The sequence below is a fragment of the Spiroplasma endosymbiont of Notiophilus biguttatus genome (genome assembly GCF_964030985.1).
Lineage (GTDB): Bacteria > Bacillota_I > Bacilli_A > Mycoplasmatales > VBWQ01 > Spiroplasma_E > Spiroplasma_E ixodetis_A.
Genome location: NZ_OZ034993.1, coordinates 1 through 16581, shown reverse-complemented (window position 1 = coordinate 16581; position 16581 = coordinate 1). Strand labels below are relative to the sequence as shown.

Genomic DNA, 16581 nt, shown 5'->3' with positions numbered 1-16581 from the left:
TCCTATTGCAAGATAAAAATTATCTTATTTTTTTTAAAAGATGTCTATTATCCAGTTTTTAAAGAACAATTGCTCAGAGAAAACAATCCCTGAAAACTAAACAGAACAAAAGAAGTAATCCAATAAATCATCGATCTAATTTTTCTTGTTGTCTTGGTTTCTTATTAGAAACCAAACTCCATAGAAAGGAGGTGATCCATCCCCACCTTCCGGTAGGGATACCTTGTTACGACTTAACCCCAATCATCAACCCTGCCTTTGGCAGCTCCCTCCTTACGGTTAGGATACCGACTTCTGGCATTGCCAACTCTCGTGGTTTGACGGGCGGTGTGTACAAGACCCGAGAACGTATTCACCGCGACATTGCTGATTCGCGATTACTAGCGATTCCGACTTCATGAAGTCGAGTTGCAGACTTCAATCCGGACTGAGACTGACTTTTTGAGATTTGCTTGACCTCGCGGTTTAGCGACTCTTTGTATCAGCCATTGTAGCACGTGTGTAGCCCAGGTCATAAGGGGCATGATGATTTGACGTCGTCCCCACCTTCCTCTAGCTTACACTAGCAGTCTCCTTAGAGTCCCCAACTTAATGCTGGCAACTAAGGATAAGGGTTGCGTTCGTTGCTGAACTTAACCAAACATCTCACGACACGAACTGACGACAACCATGCACCACCTGTATCCTTGTTAACCTCTACTATATCTCTATAGCTTCGCAAGGTATGTCAAGACCTGGTAAGGTTTTTCGCGTTGCTTCGAATTAAACCACATGCTCCACCGCTTGTGCGGGTCCCCGTCAATTCCTTTGAGTTTCACTCTTGCGAGCATACTACTCAGGCGGAGTACTTAATGCGTTAGCTACAGCACTGCCTCATGGCAACACTTAGTACTCATCGTTTACGGCGTGGACTACTAGGGTATCTAATCCTATTTGCTCCCCACGCTTTCGTGCCACAACGTCAGTAATAGGCCAGTTAGCCGCCTTCGCCACTGGTGTTCCTTCATATATCTACGCATTCCACCGCTACACATGAAATTCCACTAACCTCTCCTATACTCTAGTAATGTAGTTTCCAAGGCGGTTAGGGGTTGAGCCCCTAAATTTAACCTCAGACTTGCAAAACCGTCTACGCACGCTTTACGCCCAATAAATCCGGATAACGCTTGCCACCTATGTATTACCGCGGCTGCTGGCACATAGTTAGCCGTGGCTTTCTGGTAAAGGTATGGTCGATACTAAAATCATTTCCTATTCTAGCACTTCTTCCCTTACAACAGACCTTTACAATCCGAAGACCTTCATCAGTCACGCGGCATTGCTCCATCAGGCTTTCGCCCATTGTGAAAAATTCCCTACTGCTGCCTTCCGTAGAAGTTTGGGCCGTGTCTCAGTCCCAATGTGGCCGTTCATCCTCTCAGATCGGCTACGCATCGTTACCTTGGTAAGCCATTACCTTACCAACTAGTTAATACGCCGCATCCTCATCAATTAGCGAAGCAAATGCTCCTTTCATTATTTATCATTGCAAATAAATAACATATGCGGTATTAGCTGTCGTTTCCAACAGTTATTCCCCACTAAATGGTAGATTAGATACGTGTTACTCACCCGTTCGCCACTAAAGTATTGCTACTTTCGTTCGACTTGCATGTATTAGGCATGCCGCCAGCGTTAATCCTGAGCCAGGATCAAACTCTCAATAAAATTGTTTTTGTTAAAAGATGATGTCTGACTTATTTAATTTTTAATAAAAATTGACGGATTAATTCTTGTTCTATTTAGTTTTCAAAGATCGTTTTTTCTAGTTTGTAACCCATTTATTTTTGGGACAATAACAATAGTACAACATGCCATAATTATTGTCAACCTAATTATCATAAAAAAGCATTATTTTTTTAAAATTAAAATTATTAAATTTTTTTATAAAATTAAAAAAAATAAAATTTTATTTATTCTACTAAAAATTTAATAGTAATATAATCGCTCTTAATTGTTAATTGATATTGACCAATACCAATAAAGTCATATAACTTTAAAGCAAGATTTTTAAATTTTTTATTACAATCATTATTTAATAATAATATTTTTTCAATATTATTATTTTGTAAATCTTTTACCAGTTTTGAATTAATCGTTTTATTTTCTGGTATTGATCAGTAATATTCTTTTGTTAATTTATTATAACTAGTTAATTTACCATAATTTGTTCCATCAATATCTGCAAAAATTACTGATTTATTTTCATTAAATGTCAAATGACCCGCTTGAAAAGCAATAATTTTTAAAGGTCCAAGTTTTTTATTAAAATTAACACGATTAATTGCACATAGTGCCTGATGAACAGTAAATGTTGATTGATAAGATAATAAAGGATAATCTTGATTAAAATGTTCATTAAGTAATAATGTTTCATAATCTAATTTATATTTAAGAATAATTTTTAGTTCATTAACAACTAATTTGTTATTTTCAATGAAATATGTAACTAAACATGATATTTCATTAAAATTGGGAAAAATACAATTAAACACTTTATTACTTGTAACCTCATATAATAATGATGCTATTAATAAATTGTCATAATGATAATTAATTAGTTTAGTATCTAATTCTTGACTTAATCTTAAATAAAAATAATTAACTATTTGATAATCATTTAAAAATAAGAATTGTTTTAAAATATTTTGATTACGATTAGTATCATTATCATGGGGTTGATAATTTTTTATTTTTTTTGCAACTCGTAAATAAAAATCATTTAAAAAATTATAAAATTCTTGAATTGTCAAATCATAATCAATTAATATTTTAAAAATAGCATTATCATTATAAAGTTGATAGTATGATTGAATTACCAAATAAATTTTTTTTCGTGATTGATATCATTGCTTTAAATTAGTTAAAATGACGTTTTGACTTCTTGGTTCTAAAGTAATAGTACATCCATAAGGTAAATTAAAACTATTAGGTAATTGTTTAGTAACATCAATAATATGTGAATTTGAAAGATTTTTAATACCAATGGTTATGTCATATTTTTTATCAATATTAGCAATTAAATCATAAACTTCTAAACAATGTTTAGTTTCTGTTTTTCTTAATCCTCTTCCTAATTGTTGTAAATATACTGTTTTTGAATTAGTTGGTCGTAATAAAATAATAGTATCAATTTCAGGAATATCAATTCCTTCATTAAAAATATTTACTACACATAAATAATTAATGATTTTATTTTTAAAATCATTAATTGTTTTACTACGATTAGCTTGGTTTTTACTTGTTAAAAAATCTGCTTTTAAACCCTGATTTTGCAAAAATCTAGCAACAATTTGTGCATGAGTAATGTTAATACAAAAAATTAAACAAATCCGATTATTATAAAATCCAATATAGTCATTAATTACGTCTAATAATAACTTATTTCTTGCTTCAGTATTTAATTTTTTAAATAATTGTTGATCATTATTTAAATCAATACCAGTTAAATCAGCAGTAATGTCATCAATACAATAATAATCAAATGGTGATAAAAGTTTTTCATTAATTGCATCTCATAATCGTAATTCATGTGCAAACTCATTATCAAAATAATTAATAATATTTTTATTATCTTCTCGTTCTGGTGTTGCTGTTAAACCAATAATTTGTTTAGGGTGAAAATAATTAAAAATTGTCTGAAAAGTTTTTGCAGCCAAATGATGAGCTTCATCAAAAATAATAATATCAAATTGTTGACGTTTAAACTTATTTAGATGTCTATGTACAGTTTGTACTGTTGCAAATAAATATTGTTCTTGAAAATTATTTTGTTTACTATTTAAAATAGTTGCAAAGTTTTTATCATTTATTACTTTTCGAAAAGTAATAAATGCTTGTTCAATAATTTCTCTTTGATGTGCTAAAAATAAAATTGAAGGTTTTTGATTATTATTTTCTTTGATTTGATTTAAATAGTCAAAAGCAGATACTACTGTTTTACCAACACCTGTTGCCATGACAATTAAATGTTTTGTTTTTTTAAGTTTTCTTCTTAACTTTAATTTATTAATTAAGGCAATTTGAAAATCATAAAGAAAATAATTGGTTACTAATCATTGTTCATCTTTTTTATTTACAAGCAATCGATTATATTCAATTCGTGATAGTAATTGTAATCGTTGTTGTTCATCATTTAAATCAACTAAATTATCATTTAATAATTTATAATACTGATTTAAAATATTTTGATATAGTTGCTTATTATCAAATTCATTAATTTTAATATTTCATTCACGACCGCTAGCTAAACCTTTTTGCGTTAAATTTGATGAACCAATAATTGCTGAAGAAAAGCCTGAATTTCGTTTAAAGATAGCAGCTTTAATATGAATTCTTTCACTACGTTTTTCTAAATTATTTTCAACTTTAACTTTAATATTAGGATACTTTTTTATTATTTTAACTAATGCATATAAATTAACAAATAAAGCCATATCATCAAAAGTAGTAGTAATAAAATTAATAGTAATATTATGATTTAAAGCATAAGTAAATGATGAACGTAACTTATTAAGAATTGAATTTGATATAAAAGGATAAATAAAGTATACTTCATCACAAGTTCTGATTTCCTGATTTAAATAATTAATTAATGCTTGTTGATTTTCATTAGTAAATAGATAATTATCACTTAATCTAATATTAGAAGTTAAAGGATTATCGATGATACTATCATTTACTTGTAGTAAAATGTTATTACTAAATTTATTAGTAGTAAAATTACTTATGATTTGATTTAAAAAATCAATTTTCGCTTCTGGTGATTTAATGGTTTTTAATTGTTCAATTAAAGTATTATTTAGTTGTTTAACTAAATAATGATCAATGTCTTTAATTAATTCTTTTTCATCATTAATATGTGATGTTTGAAAATTATTGGTAATATCATCACTAATCTTTAATAATAAATCATAATAGCCCTTATTTTTCATACTCTACACTTCCTAATAAATAGTGTCTATTTTAATAAACGCTTTTCTCCCTTTATGTACTATTTTTTAATTTTATCACATAAATGCTGAGAAAAGCGTATCTACGGACTTCTTCCCCACATTTTTAAATTAAACACAGCATTACAATTTCAAAACTAGGTATCTTATTGAATTTATATGCAGCTTCTTTGGCATATAAATAAACATGATGTTTTGCAACTTTGATATGTGTTTTAAATGTTCTTCTTATATGTTTTCAAACTGATTCAATTTGATTGGTATTTACACCAGTTTTTGAAACATAACCATCAAGATGGTTAACTGTTTTATGTTTTGGGAAAACCAATTTGAAATCGCAATATCCTTTTCAATCATCAGTATATACATGACATTTTGAAGAAATGTGGCTTCTTGCAAAATTCAAAAGACTTTTACTCTTTACATTTTTCAATACTTTCACAATTAAATTATTAGTTGTTTTTTCATAAATGCCAACAATCAATGCTTTATTTTCAAGGATCTTCCTTGTTTTTTAAAAGCCATATGTGAAAGATACATTTCATCAATTTGCACTGTGCCTTCAACAATAAATTGAGGTTCTTGTTTTGCAATACGTGTTCTAATTTTATGACCCATTCTCCATGCTGTTTTTAAGGTCACTCTCAATTCTTTTGAAAAATCAGTTGATGGAATTCCATGTTTGGTGTTTATTCATCTAAAGATGAGGTAAAATCATGATCTTAAAGATGTTTGTGACCTTGAAAATATGGTACCCGTGAGAATACTAAATGTTTGATTACATTTCAAACATCTTATTCTTTTTAAATCAGAAGTATTCAAATTAAAACTAGAACACCTAATACATTTGTTTTCTTTCAAATTTGCTATATATGCAAGACATTGCTGTTCATTTTGAAAAGCATTATTGAACTCATTCAGTTTCATTGTTCCCTCCACAAGTACATGTGGGAAGAAGTCCGTTAATAACTTATAATCTATATTTTAATATATTATTAACTATTATAAAATAATTTTGTAAAGTAAAAAAACCTCTAATATTTAAAATAATATTTTAAATAAATAAGTGGAAGGTATCTAAGATAAGATATTTTCATATTTTATTTTTTTTCTGTTGATGATGTTTTTTCTGCTTGTAATGGATTAGTAATACTTACACCTTTGTATGTCTTGCATTTCATACAAGCATGATGTGGTTTAGTAATTGCTCCACAATTTAAACAGTTAGTTGTAGTTGTTGCAGATAAACTATCATGGGCACGACGTGTATTTTTACGCATTTTTGACGTTCTTCTTGCTGGTACTGCCATAGTCTGTTGCCTCCTTACTTTCATATCTCATAAATTATATATTGATTTATCAGAAAAATCTATTTTTTTTGATAAGTTTTTCAAATTTTTGGAAATAAAATACTAATAAATCAAATATTTTATTTATTGTTATAAATTAAAAAATATTTTAATTATTTTATAATCCTAAAATAAGTTATTTGGCATTGGTTAGATAAGTTTACTTTCTTGTCTTCAAATCTGTACAAATTGATTTGGAGGCATTTTCAATCTAATAACTATTCTATCATTGTTTCAATATCTAACAAATTTTTCTAATATTTTATTAAAACTTTCCATACTTTCAAAAGTGCTACCAAACATCATTTTAAAATCTCTTTTAATTCAACGATTTAAACATTCACTAACTTGATTACCTTTAAAACCTGATAGACTTTTTGAGTGAATTAGATTAGTACTTGTATTAAAAACTTTACTAACAATTTCGCTTGTATTAGTAGAACCTAAATCTGATTGAATAGTCGTAAAATTACATTGTTTAGCACTCGCTAATTCTATTTGATTAACCACATTTAACACAGTTTTGGCATTTTCACTTTTGTTTATTTTTCAGCCAACAATTGAATTACTGTACATATCAGTAGCAAAAACAACTAATAAATTTGTTTTTTTATCACCAATAATTATATTTTTAAATCATGTGCCATCCATACCAACTTTTTCAAGAAAGTTATTACTTGAAAAATTACGTTTTAATAAATCTTTATTATTTTTTAAATCACTATTTTCTACTACTCTATTTGTTGATTTAGGTTCTAATAATAATTTAATATTATTATCTTTTAATATTTGTTTTATGCTTGTTTTACTGCATTTAAGACCTTTATTTTTTATTTTTAACTCTAATCTTACTTTAGACTTACTGCATAACGTTTTTAAGTTTTAATGATAAATTATAAAATCCTGCAATTAAATTAAATCTTAAAAATATTCGTTTTCTGGCTTTTCTAAATTTATAACCAATAATCTTAAAACATTTTAAAAATGCAAAAACATGTTCAATTTTTCTACGAGTTTTATTAATAATCTTATTAAAGATTTTGGTTTTATTTGTTTTAGGATTATTTTTGCTAATTTTAATGGGTAAAAATGTATTAGCATGAATTTTTTGTAAACCTTGATAACCTTTATCTGCAAGAATTATAGTTTCTGGTAAAAACTTTAACTTTGAATTCTTAAAAGTTTTAAAATCATGATTTTTACCAATATCAGAAAAAATATTTAAAATTTCATTAGTATTTGCATTAATTACGGTTTGAAACTTAACAGTATGCATTCATTTTTTACCAGAAAATCAATCTTTTTGGTTATATTTTGGTCGTTCTGTTTCTACCTCTGTTACATCAATTATCAAAATTTTATTTTTTAATTCTTCTTTTTAAAAAAATATTTTTATTTGTTAAATTATTAAACTTATTATTCTTTATTAAAATATCTTCAATTGAACGAATATTTCGTAAAGCAGTAGTATCAACCATACCATACTCAGCACCAATACTATGATATGTACGATTTTCATATAAATATCTTAAACTCATTACTAGTCGATCTTCTATTGACATTTTATATGGCCTTCCACCAATAGTAGTTTTGAGTTTTTGATGTTCTAATAAAATATTTAAAATTTCGTTAAAAACGAGTTTATTAATACCCACTATTTTACGAAAATATTGATCAGATTTATCTTTTAATTCAAAATATGTCATAAAGTTTATCCTTAACTATTCAAATTTTATTTTAATAATAACAAAAAAATAAAAAGTTAACTAGTTATGCAGTAAGTCTACTGAATTACAAGAAGTATTTACTGATGAAAGGGCAAGATTAATTAATGCTAGTGTTAGTGATTATCAAAGTACAGATGACAGTATGGTTGATGTTGATTTAAATGATGATAGTATGTCGGAGATTAATTTAGATAGAGTAAGTTTAAACTGGGATTATTCTTATGCTTATACACTAGGTGGTGTTTAATAATGGAAAATAAAGAAATTAAAAAAAAGTGGTATGACACTTCTAAATTTCATGTTTTTTGTTTTATTGTTGGTTTCTTTTCTATGGTTTGAACTGTTGCTGAAATACATAATATTATAAATGGTAATTTTGACTTTTTTATCGGTTTAGATTTAGGGATTAATATTTTACTTTTTGTTTTAGTAATTGTTTATGAATTATTTAGTTTAATTAATTTTTTAAAAAAAAGAAAAAAAGGAAGTGTTAAATAATGGACATGAAAGAAATTATAAAATATGCGTTATATATTGGTGGTTTTTGTTTAATTCTTTGGTTTTGTAGAAATTGAATACGTGAAGGTATACAAAGATTTAAACATAAAAAACATATAAAAGATAATGATAGTGAACCGGATTGTACTTTTTGTCGTAAAGATTTTGAAAAGAAGAAACGTAAATTAGAAATGGAAAAACAACAAAAAGAATTAGAGAAAGGGGGTGATTAATATGCCCGCTGGACTATCAGCATTATTAAATATGATTGGTGGTGTTGGACAACAATTATTAAATGCTTTTACTTATATTTTTGGTTGAGTATTTACTACTGGTGATGGTGGAACACTTACAAATTGACCAGTGTTAATTTCAATTGTATTTATGGTTCTTGTATTTATTAAGCAGTTTGTTGGTCATATTATCCATGGAACTCATTAGTAATTAGAAAGGAGTAAGTAAATGGTAAAGTTATTTTTTAGTTTGGTTTTTGTTTTACCTTTATTGGGTAGACTTTTACCAGTTGTTAATACTTTGGTACAAACTATTTATATGCAGTATTTAAGTTCTTTTGCTGGATTACATACTGTGACACTTTTTATTAAGTCGTTTTTTTATGATAGTTTATATACTTTACCTTTGCCTATTCTTGCTTTAATAAATGTTAGTTTTGTATTTTATTTAATTTTAGGATTATTTAGATTTACAAGACATTAGGATGTGAAATTATGTTTATACCTTTTATTACAACAGTTATGCATTTATTTGCTTCAATTTTTATGAAGTTTTTTAGTTTTCCACTTGGTGATTTAGGTTTTAATTTGGGTACGTTAATGATATTTTTGATTTTGCTTAGATTTGCATTTAGGGTTATTTTACCCGAATTAATGTTACCAACGTTAGATTTAGGACAGAATGTTAAAACTATGGGTCGTGCTTCTGTTAAATTTTATAAAGGTTCATCATGAGTTGGTAAACAAATTGCTAAGGGACATAAACAAACACAAGATGTTAGTGGAATAAATGTAGGTAATTAATTATGTCTAATTTTGTTCTTAGTATATTGCATTTTATTTTTATATTTTCTAGTAAAGATATTCAAATATTTTTAAATCAACCAAATATTACTAATGAAGTTTATATTTTGTTTAATTTGACTTTTTGGTTGGTATTAGGTGTATTTTTTAATTTTATTTATCGTAGTATTAAATTTGTTTTTAGGTCATTGTTTGGGTAGGTGTTAAGTATGAGTGTTTTAGAAATTTATAATAAAATACATCAATGTATAGTTGATTATTGAACTATGTTTATAGGTAATCCAGTTGATGATTTTACTACTATTTTATGAAATTTAGTAGTTTATGGAACACAGTTTTTTATTGGATTTGTTTTATTTTATGGTTCATGGTGAATTTTAAAATGTTTATTTGGTAAATAATTATGTGATTTAAGTTTGCTAAATTATTTTTTGTTGTAAATACTTCTGTTCAAGCACCGACTAGTTTAATTGCTTCAAATGACCCTAATGTTGTTAATTATGATATTACAAAAGAAATGGTTAAACATGTTAAATACCATAATTTTGATGATTGAGCAACAATTCCATGAAATTCTGCTTATTTTGATGTTGACCAACCGGATTTAAAATTAGTTAGTGGTGAATTTATAGGTAATAATGAAGGTTTATATACGTGTTATTATTATAGTGATACAGTTGGTGTTCCATCACAAATGATAGATATGGGAACTGGCGTTTATACTTTTAATAGAAAACAATTAGATGAATTTTCACGTATTATGTTTAATCATAATTATGTTGCAGAAAAGAATACTAATAATTTAAATTTTGTTAATACTGGTAAAAGTATTATAAATTTTCAAACACAGTTAAATTTTGAAATTGATAAACCTTTAAGTTTTTATATTCAAGGTTTTATGTTTTATTTTGAATATGAATATTTTAAAACTTTTACTGCTAATTTTGTTTTTAGTTTTTTAGATAATGTTGGTGATACAAAATATGTTTTTAAAGGTAAAGTTGATAATGATATTTATCAACAAGATTTATATAATTTTGTTACTATGCCTATTCGTGTTCCAAATTTAAGACATTTAACAGTGTTTTTTGATGTTCATGGTGAATCAACTAGTCCAACTTTTTCACCACAATTAAATTTTGGTCAAATTAATATTTTTTCAAGTGAGAAAGTAACACCAGTACCACCAAATAGCCCTTTTAACCCTGAGTATGAACGTGTTAGTTGATATGATGTTTTTGGTCATTTGCGTAATGCTTTTAGGTGAGTACTTTATGGTGTTGTTGGTAAAGTTTTACCAGTTGAACCATTAAGAGAATTTTTTACTAAACTTGATGGATTATTAAGGCGTATTTTTGATGATACTATTAGTTCTGTTTTAAATGTTGATTTTACTAGTGGTTTAGAACAAGTTTTAACATTATGAGTATTTTTAAAAGCAGTTGGATTTTTAGTTGGTTAGGAGTTGAAATAATGCCTTGATATGGTTATTTACTTTTAGGAGTTTTATTATTAATAATAGTTTATCCATTTTTAATAACTAGAAAAAATATAAAGATATTACAACGTGTAGGTAGTTATATTATTTCAGCACCACCACGTACTGGTAAATCTGCTCTTGCTTGTTGTTTAGCACAAAAACATAAGGGTAGGGTAGTAAGTCCTATTCCTATTAAAGTGCGTAATGAGTATAGTTATCGTTGTTCTTATGATGATGTTTTTAAATTTAATCAATTAAATAGTAATTATGCTTTTAAAGAGAATGATATGCTTGTTTTTGATGAATTAGGTTTAAAAATTAATAGTAATGATTTATCACCCGAATTTAAAGAAACACAAGAAAGTTTAGGAATGTTTTGTAAATTGATAGGTCATAATTTTAATGGAATTATGTATATGATTGAACAACACCCCGATAGAATACCAAAACAAGCACGTGAAAAAGTAGAATATATTGTTCAAGTTAAAAGAATGCGTATTTTATTATTTTTAGTTAAATTTAAATTGAATATTTATACTAATGTTGATGACTATAATAAAGTTGTCTTATCTAAAAGACAAACTAAGAAAATAATTAAACGTGGTGGATTGCCACCTAGTTATAGTGGCGAAACTATGACATTTAGTTTATGATTTCCTAGGTCTTATTTACAAAGATATAATAGTCGTGCTTTAAATTATATTCATTCGTTAAAGAGTGAATTTGGATCGGCTACAATTTATTGGACACTAATTATGTAGACAAATAACAATATTTGTTAAAAGAAAGGAAATATAATTATGGCCAATATTACTTCATATACAGATGAATTTAAAAAACAAATAGTAGCTTTATATCAAAGTGGCAAATCAGTATCTTGTCTTGTTAAAGAGTACAATGTTACAAGAGCAGTTGCATATAAATGAATTAAGCAATTTACTAATTCGGGAAGTTTTAAAACTAAAGATAATCTTTCTGATTTAGAAAAACAATTAATTCAAATGAATAAAGAATTAAAACAATTACGAATGGAAAATGATATTTTAAAGCAAGCAGCACTAATAATAGGCAGAAAGTAGAGATTATTGCAAATAATAAATGAAAATATAAGATTCGCCCAATGTGTCGTTTTTTAAAAATTTCTAAATCAACATATTATTTTAATTTAAAGAAAAAAGAAGATAAAATCAAAAATAATATTTATGATCAAGCTGTTATTAGTGCTTTTAAAGAAAACAAATGTGTTTATGGAACAAGAAGATTAAAAGTCATACTAGAAAAACAAGAAATTTATTTATCAAGAAGAAAAATTAAAAAAATTATGGATAAACATAATTTAATGTCAAAATACACTAAATTATCATTTAAAAATCATCGTAATAAAGTAAATAATGAACAAATCACTAATATTGTTAATAGAAACTTTAATAATAGAATTAAAAATGAGGTGATTGTCAGTGATCTTAGTTATGTTGAAGTTAATGGTAAATGAAACTATATTTGCTTATTAATAGACCTATTTAACCGCGAAATTGTTGGACATAGTGTAGGTACTAAAAAAGATGCATCATTGGTATATCAAGCATTTATGCAATCAAATCGCTGTTTAAAAGATATGCAAATATTTCATAGCGATCGAGGTAACGAATTTAATAATAAAATTATTAACAAACTTTTATTAGCATTCAATATTACCCGCTCTTTAAGTAAAAAAGGTTGTCCTTATGACAATGCTGTTGCTGAAGCAACTTTTAAAACTTTCAAGACTGAATTTATTAATGACAAAAAATTTACATCATTAATACAGTTAAAATTAGAATTATTTGATTATATCAATTGATATAACAATATAAGAATCCACAGCACTTTAAACTACTTAACTCCCATTAAATATCAAGAAAAAATGTCTACCAAAAAATAGTCCTAAAAAGGGTTGCCATTTCACATTTTAAAAATGCAAAAACATGTTCAATTTTTCTACGAGTTTTATTAATAATCTTATTAAAGATTTTGGTTTTATTTGTTTTAGGATTATTTTTGCTAATTTTAATGGGTAAAAATGTATTAGCATGAATTTTTTGTAAACCTTGATAACCTTTATCTGCAAGAATTATAGTTTCTGGTAAAAACTTTAACTTTGAATTCTTAAAAGTTTTAAAATCATGATTTTTACCAATATCAGAAAAAATATTTAAAATTTCATTAGTATTTGCATTAATTACGGTTTGAAACTTAACAGTATGCATTCATTTTTTACCAGAAAATCAATCTTTTTGGTTATATTTTGGTCGTTCTGTTTCTACCTCTGTTACATCAATTATCAAAATTTTATTTTTTAATTCTTCTTTTTAAAAAAATATTTTTATTTGTTAAATTATTAAACTTATTATTCTTTATTAAAATATCTTCAATTGAACGAATATTTCGTAAAGCAGTAGTATCAACCATACCATACTCAGCACCAATACTATGATATGTACGATTTTCATATAAATATCTTAAACTCATTACTAGTCGATCTTCTATTGACATTTTATATGGCCTTCCACCAATAGTAGTTTTGAGTTTTTGATGTTCTAATAAAATATTTAAAATTTCGTTAAAAACGAGTTTATTAATACCCACTATTTTACGAAAATATTGATCAGATTTATCTTTTAATTCAAAATATGTCATAAAGTTTATCCTTAACTATTCAAATTTTATTTTAATAATAACAAAAAAATAAAAAGTTAACTAGTTATGCAGTAAGTCTTTTTTCAAAACTAGTGATATTAATGTACTTTTTTTCATTTTTAATGAGAACTATTTTGTTTATTGCTTGTATCAAATTATCATTAATTTTTGATTGATATTGCTTTTTACCTTTTTTTACTCATAAATAGTATGCTGTTTTGCTAATAGCTATGTAAACAATAATTTTATTTAATTGATGACCTTTTTGCTTATATTTTTCTACTATTAAAAAACACTTATATTTTAATAATTTACTATTTTTTCCCCTTGTTAATTTCTTTTCACAGGCTAATTGCTCCTTTAAAAGTTCTTTTTCAACCTCATCTTTTAAAGCTTGTTTTCTAAGTTTATCAATTTCTTTGTTTAATAGTTTAATTTCAATATCTTTCTTATCGATCCTGTGAGAAGTTTGGGATTTAGAAATTTTGGTGAATGCATTTTCACCTTTAATTTGATATTGGTTAACCCAATTATAAATTAATACTGGAGTTGATAATTTATATTTGACTTGAATTTCATGTATTTTTAGTTTTTTATCAACTAAATACTCATTAACAACGGCTAATTTTGTTTCTTTTGAATAAACTTTATAATTCATAATTTCTCCTTCTGTATTAATTATTTTTAATTATTGGATCGGCTACAATTTATTGGACACTAATTATGTAGACAAATAACAATATTTGTTAAAAGAAAGGAAATATAATTATGGCCAATATTACTTCATATACAGATGAATTTAAAAAACAAATAGTAGCTTTATATCAAAGTGGCAAATCAGTATCTTGTCTTGTTAAAGAGTACAATGTTACAAGAGCAGTTGCATATAAATGAATTAAGCAATTTACTAATTCGGGAAGTTTTAAAACTAAAGATAATCTTTCTGATTTAGAAAAACAATTAATTCAAATGAATAAAGAATTAAAACAATTACGAATGGAAAATGATATTTTAGACTTACTGCATAACTAGTTAACTTTTTATTTTTTTGTTATTATTAAAATAAAATTTGAATAGTTAAGGATAAACTTTATGACATATTTTGAATTAAAAGATAAATCTGATCAATATTTTCGTAAAATAGTGGGTATTAATAAACTCGTTTTTAACGAAATTTTAAATATTTTATTAGAACATCAAAAACTCAAAACTACTATTGGTGGAAGGCCATATAAAATGTCAATAGAAGATCGACTAGTAATGAGTTTAAGATATTTATATGAAAATCGTACATATCATAGTATTGGTGCTGAGTATGGTATGGTTGATACTACTGCTTTACGAAATATTCGTTCAATTGAAGATATTTTAATAAAGAATAATAAGTTTAATAATTTAACAAATAAAAATATTTTTTTAAAAAGAAGAATTAAAAAATAAAATTTTGATAATTGATGTAACAGAGGTAGAAACAGAACGACCAAAATATAACCAAAAAGATTGATTTTCTGGTAAAAAATGAATGCATACTGTTAAGTTTCAAACCGTAATTAATGCAAATACTAATGAAATTTTAAATATTTTTTCTGATATTGGTAAAAATCATGATTTTAAAACTTTTAAGAATTCAAAGTTAAAGTTTTTACCAGAAACTATAATTCTTGCAGATAAAGGTTATCAAGGTTTACAAAAAATTCATGCTAATACATTTTTACCCATTAAAATTAGCAAAAATAATCCTAAAACAAATAAAACCAAAATCTTTAATAAGATTATTAATAAAACTCGTAGAAAAATTGAACATGTTTTTGCATTTTTAAAATGTTTTAAGATTATTGGTTATAAATTTAGAAAAGCCAGAAAACGAATATTTTTAAGATTTAATTTAATTGCAGGATTTTATAATTTATCATTAAAACTTAAAAACGTTATGCAGTAAGTCTTTTAAAGCAAGCAGCACTAATAATAGGCAGAAAGTAGAGATTATTGCAAATAATAAATGAAAATATAAGATTCGCCCAATGTGTCGTTTTTTAAAAATTTCTAAATCAACATATTATTTTAATTTAAAGAAAAAAGAAGATAAAATCAAAAATAATATTTATGATCAAGCTGTTATTAGTGCTTTTAAAGAAAACAAATGTGTTTATGGAACAAGAAGATTAAAAGTCATACTAGAAAAACAAGAAATTTATTTATCAAGAAGAAAAATTAAAAAAATTATGGATAAACATAATTTAATGTCAAAATACACTAAATTATCATTTAAAAATCATCGTAATAAAGTAAATAATGAACAAATCACTAATATTGTTAATAGAAACTTTAATAATAGAATTAAAAATGAGGTGATTGTCAGTGATCTTAGTTATGTTGAAGTTAATGGTAAATGAAACTATATTTGCTTATTAATAGACCTATTTAACCGCGAAATTGTTGGACATAGTGTAGGTACTAAAAAAGATGCATCATTGGTATATCAAGCATTTATGCAATCAAATCGCTGTTTAAAAGATATGCAAATATTTCATAGCGATCGAGGTAACGAATTTAATAATAAAATTATTAACAAACTTTTATTAGCATTCAATATTACCCGCTCTTTAAGTAAAAAAGGTTGTCCTTATGACAATGCTGTTGCTGAAGCAACTTTTAAAACTTTCAAGACTGAATTTATTAATGACAAAAAATTTACATCATTAATACAGTTAAAATTAGAATTATTTGATTATATCAATTGATATAACAATATAAGAATCCACAGCACTTTAAACTACTTAACTCCCATTAAATATCAAGAAAAAATGTCTACCAAAAAATAGT

Annotated in this window: 22 protein-coding genes and 1 rRNA gene; 12 read left to right on the top strand and 11 right to left on the bottom strand. The window is 25.7% G+C overall.

The features are described from left to right. Positions 1-184 precede the first annotated feature (184 nt). The 8 genes from AAHM85_RS00115 to AAHM85_RS00080 form a co-directional block, all read right to left on the bottom strand. Positions 185-1707 (bottom strand): 16S ribosomal RNA (locus AAHM85_RS00115). A 245-nt stretch (positions 1708-1952) separates the two neighbouring features. Beyond that, positions 1953-4973, bottom strand: a complete 3021-nt coding sequence (locus AAHM85_RS00110) for a DEAD/DEAH box helicase family protein (protein WP_342260500.1) — start codon at positions 4971-4973, stop codon at positions 1953-1955. Positions 4974-5097: 124 nt separating this feature from the next. Then, positions 5098-5475: a transposase gene (locus AAHM85_RS00105; protein WP_342260499.1), complete on the bottom strand. Its 378-nt coding sequence runs from the start codon at positions 5473-5475 to the stop codon at positions 5098-5100. After that, a complete protein-coding gene (locus AAHM85_RS00100) occupies positions 5436-5930 on the bottom strand; it encodes a hypothetical protein (RefSeq protein ID WP_342260498.1) in 495 nt (164 codons plus the stop codon). Before AAHM85_RS00100 ends, AAHM85_RS00105 begins: the two co-directional genes overlap by 40 nt. A gap of 161 nt (positions 5931-6091) precedes the next feature. Next, on the bottom strand, positions 6092-6301 hold the full coding sequence (gene rpmF, locus AAHM85_RS00095) for a 50S ribosomal protein L32 (RefSeq protein WP_281747878.1): 210 nt from the start codon (positions 6299-6301) through the stop codon (positions 6092-6094). Between the two features lie 189 nt (positions 6302-6490). Beyond that, the gene (locus AAHM85_RS00090) at positions 6491-6991 is read right to left on the bottom strand and encodes an IS3 family transposase (protein WP_342260497.1); all 501 of its coding nucleotides are present in this window, start codon (positions 6989-6991) and stop codon (positions 6491-6493) included. 208 nt (positions 6992-7199) lie between these two features. Then, a complete protein-coding gene (locus AAHM85_RS00085) occupies positions 7200-7694 on the bottom strand; it encodes a transposase family protein (RefSeq protein WP_342260487.1) in 495 nt (164 codons plus the stop codon). Between the two features lie 4 nt (positions 7695-7698). Next, a complete protein-coding gene (locus AAHM85_RS00080) occupies positions 7699-8046 on the bottom strand; it encodes a transposase family protein (RefSeq protein ID WP_342260488.1) in 348 nt (115 codons plus the stop codon). A 270-nt stretch (positions 8047-8316) separates the two neighbouring features. Here AAHM85_RS00080 and AAHM85_RS00075 point away from each other — a divergent pair, with 270 nt between their 5' ends. The 8 genes from AAHM85_RS00075 (at position 8317) to AAHM85_RS00040 (ending at position 13003) form a co-directional block, all read left to right on the top strand. After that, positions 8317-8565, top strand: coding sequence for a hypothetical protein (locus AAHM85_RS00075; protein WP_342260496.1), 249 nt, complete (start codon positions 8317-8319; stop codon positions 8563-8565). Further along, on the top strand, positions 8565-8798 hold the full coding sequence (locus AAHM85_RS00070) for a hypothetical protein (RefSeq protein ID WP_342260495.1): 234 nt from the start codon (positions 8565-8567) through the stop codon (positions 8796-8798). Before AAHM85_RS00075 ends, AAHM85_RS00070 begins: the two co-directional genes overlap by 1 nt. Position 8799: 1 nt before the next feature. After that, on the top strand, positions 8800-9006 hold the full coding sequence (locus AAHM85_RS00065; protein WP_174480363.1) for a hypothetical protein: 207 nt from the start codon (positions 8800-8802) through the stop codon (positions 9004-9006). A gap of 287 nt (positions 9007-9293) precedes the next feature. Then, positions 9294-9602 (top strand): hypothetical protein, encoded by a 309-nt coding sequence (locus tag AAHM85_RS00060; RefSeq protein ID WP_342260494.1) that lies wholly within the window; start codon positions 9294-9296, stop codon positions 9600-9602. A 209-nt stretch (positions 9603-9811) separates the two neighbouring features. Then, positions 9812-10003 (top strand): hypothetical protein, encoded by a 192-nt coding sequence (locus AAHM85_RS00055; RefSeq protein ID WP_174479934.1) that lies wholly within the window; start codon positions 9812-9814, stop codon positions 10001-10003. Between the two features lie 2 nt (positions 10004-10005). Beyond that, complete coding sequence (locus AAHM85_RS00050) at positions 10006-11064, top strand: hypothetical protein (RefSeq protein ID WP_342260493.1); 1059 nt, start codon at positions 10006-10008, stop codon at positions 11062-11064. 11 nt (positions 11065-11075) lie between these two features. Next, positions 11076-11843: a hypothetical protein gene (locus tag AAHM85_RS00045; RefSeq protein ID WP_342260492.1), complete on the top strand. Its 768-nt coding sequence runs from the start codon at positions 11076-11078 to the stop codon at positions 11841-11843. A gap of 39 nt (positions 11844-11882) precedes the next feature. Next, positions 11883-13003 (top strand): IS3 family transposase gene (locus AAHM85_RS00040; RefSeq protein WP_425289706.1). Its coding sequence is split into 2 segments (ribosomal slippage): positions 11883-12126 and positions 12126-13003, totalling 1122 coding nucleotides; the frame shifts between segments, so codons are not numbered across the junction. On the opposite strand, the gene AAHM85_RS00035 is transcribed toward AAHM85_RS00040, so the two are convergent. The 3 genes from AAHM85_RS00035 to AAHM85_RS00025 all read right to left on the bottom strand — a co-directional run bounded on the left by AAHM85_RS00035 (position 12990) and on the right by AAHM85_RS00025 (position 14416). After that, on the bottom strand, positions 12990-13406 hold the full coding sequence (locus AAHM85_RS00035; RefSeq protein ID WP_342260491.1) for a transposase family protein: 417 nt from the start codon (positions 13404-13406) through the stop codon (positions 12990-12992). The genes AAHM85_RS00040 and AAHM85_RS00035 overlap by 14 nt on opposite strands. Positions 13407-13410: 4 nt before the next feature. Continuing rightward, positions 13411-13758 carry a transposase family protein gene (locus AAHM85_RS00030; RefSeq protein WP_342260488.1) on the bottom strand — a complete coding sequence of 116 codons (348 nt, stop codon included), beginning with the start codon at positions 13756-13758 and terminating at the stop codon, positions 13411-13413. 64 nt (positions 13759-13822) lie between these two features. Continuing rightward, positions 13823-14416: a transposase gene (locus tag AAHM85_RS00025; protein WP_342260490.1), complete on the bottom strand. Its 594-nt coding sequence runs from the start codon at positions 14414-14416 to the stop codon at positions 13823-13825. A 110-nt stretch (positions 14417-14526) separates the two neighbouring features. Here AAHM85_RS00025 and AAHM85_RS00020 point away from each other — a divergent pair, with 110 nt between their 5' ends. From AAHM85_RS00020 to AAHM85_RS00005, 4 genes are read left to right on the top strand one after another with little or no spacing between them, the layout of a single operon-like run. Next, the gene (locus AAHM85_RS00020; protein WP_342260489.1) at positions 14527-14790 is read left to right on the top strand and encodes a transposase; all 264 of its coding nucleotides are present in this window, start codon (positions 14527-14529) and stop codon (positions 14788-14790) included. 60 nt (positions 14791-14850) lie between these two features. Further along, positions 14851-15198, top strand: a complete 348-nt coding sequence (locus AAHM85_RS00015) for a transposase family protein (RefSeq protein WP_342260488.1) — start codon at positions 14851-14853, stop codon at positions 15196-15198. Between the two features lie 4 nt (positions 15199-15202). Continuing rightward, on the top strand, positions 15203-15697 hold the full coding sequence (locus AAHM85_RS00010) for a transposase family protein (protein ID WP_342260487.1): 495 nt from the start codon (positions 15203-15205) through the stop codon (positions 15695-15697). Beyond that, on the top strand, positions 15678-16580 hold the full coding sequence (locus AAHM85_RS00005; RefSeq protein WP_342261674.1) for an IS3 family transposase: 903 nt from the start codon (positions 15678-15680) through the stop codon (positions 16578-16580). The genes AAHM85_RS00010 and AAHM85_RS00005 overlap by 20 nt, the downstream gene beginning before the upstream one ends. Position 16581 lies beyond the last annotated feature (1 nt).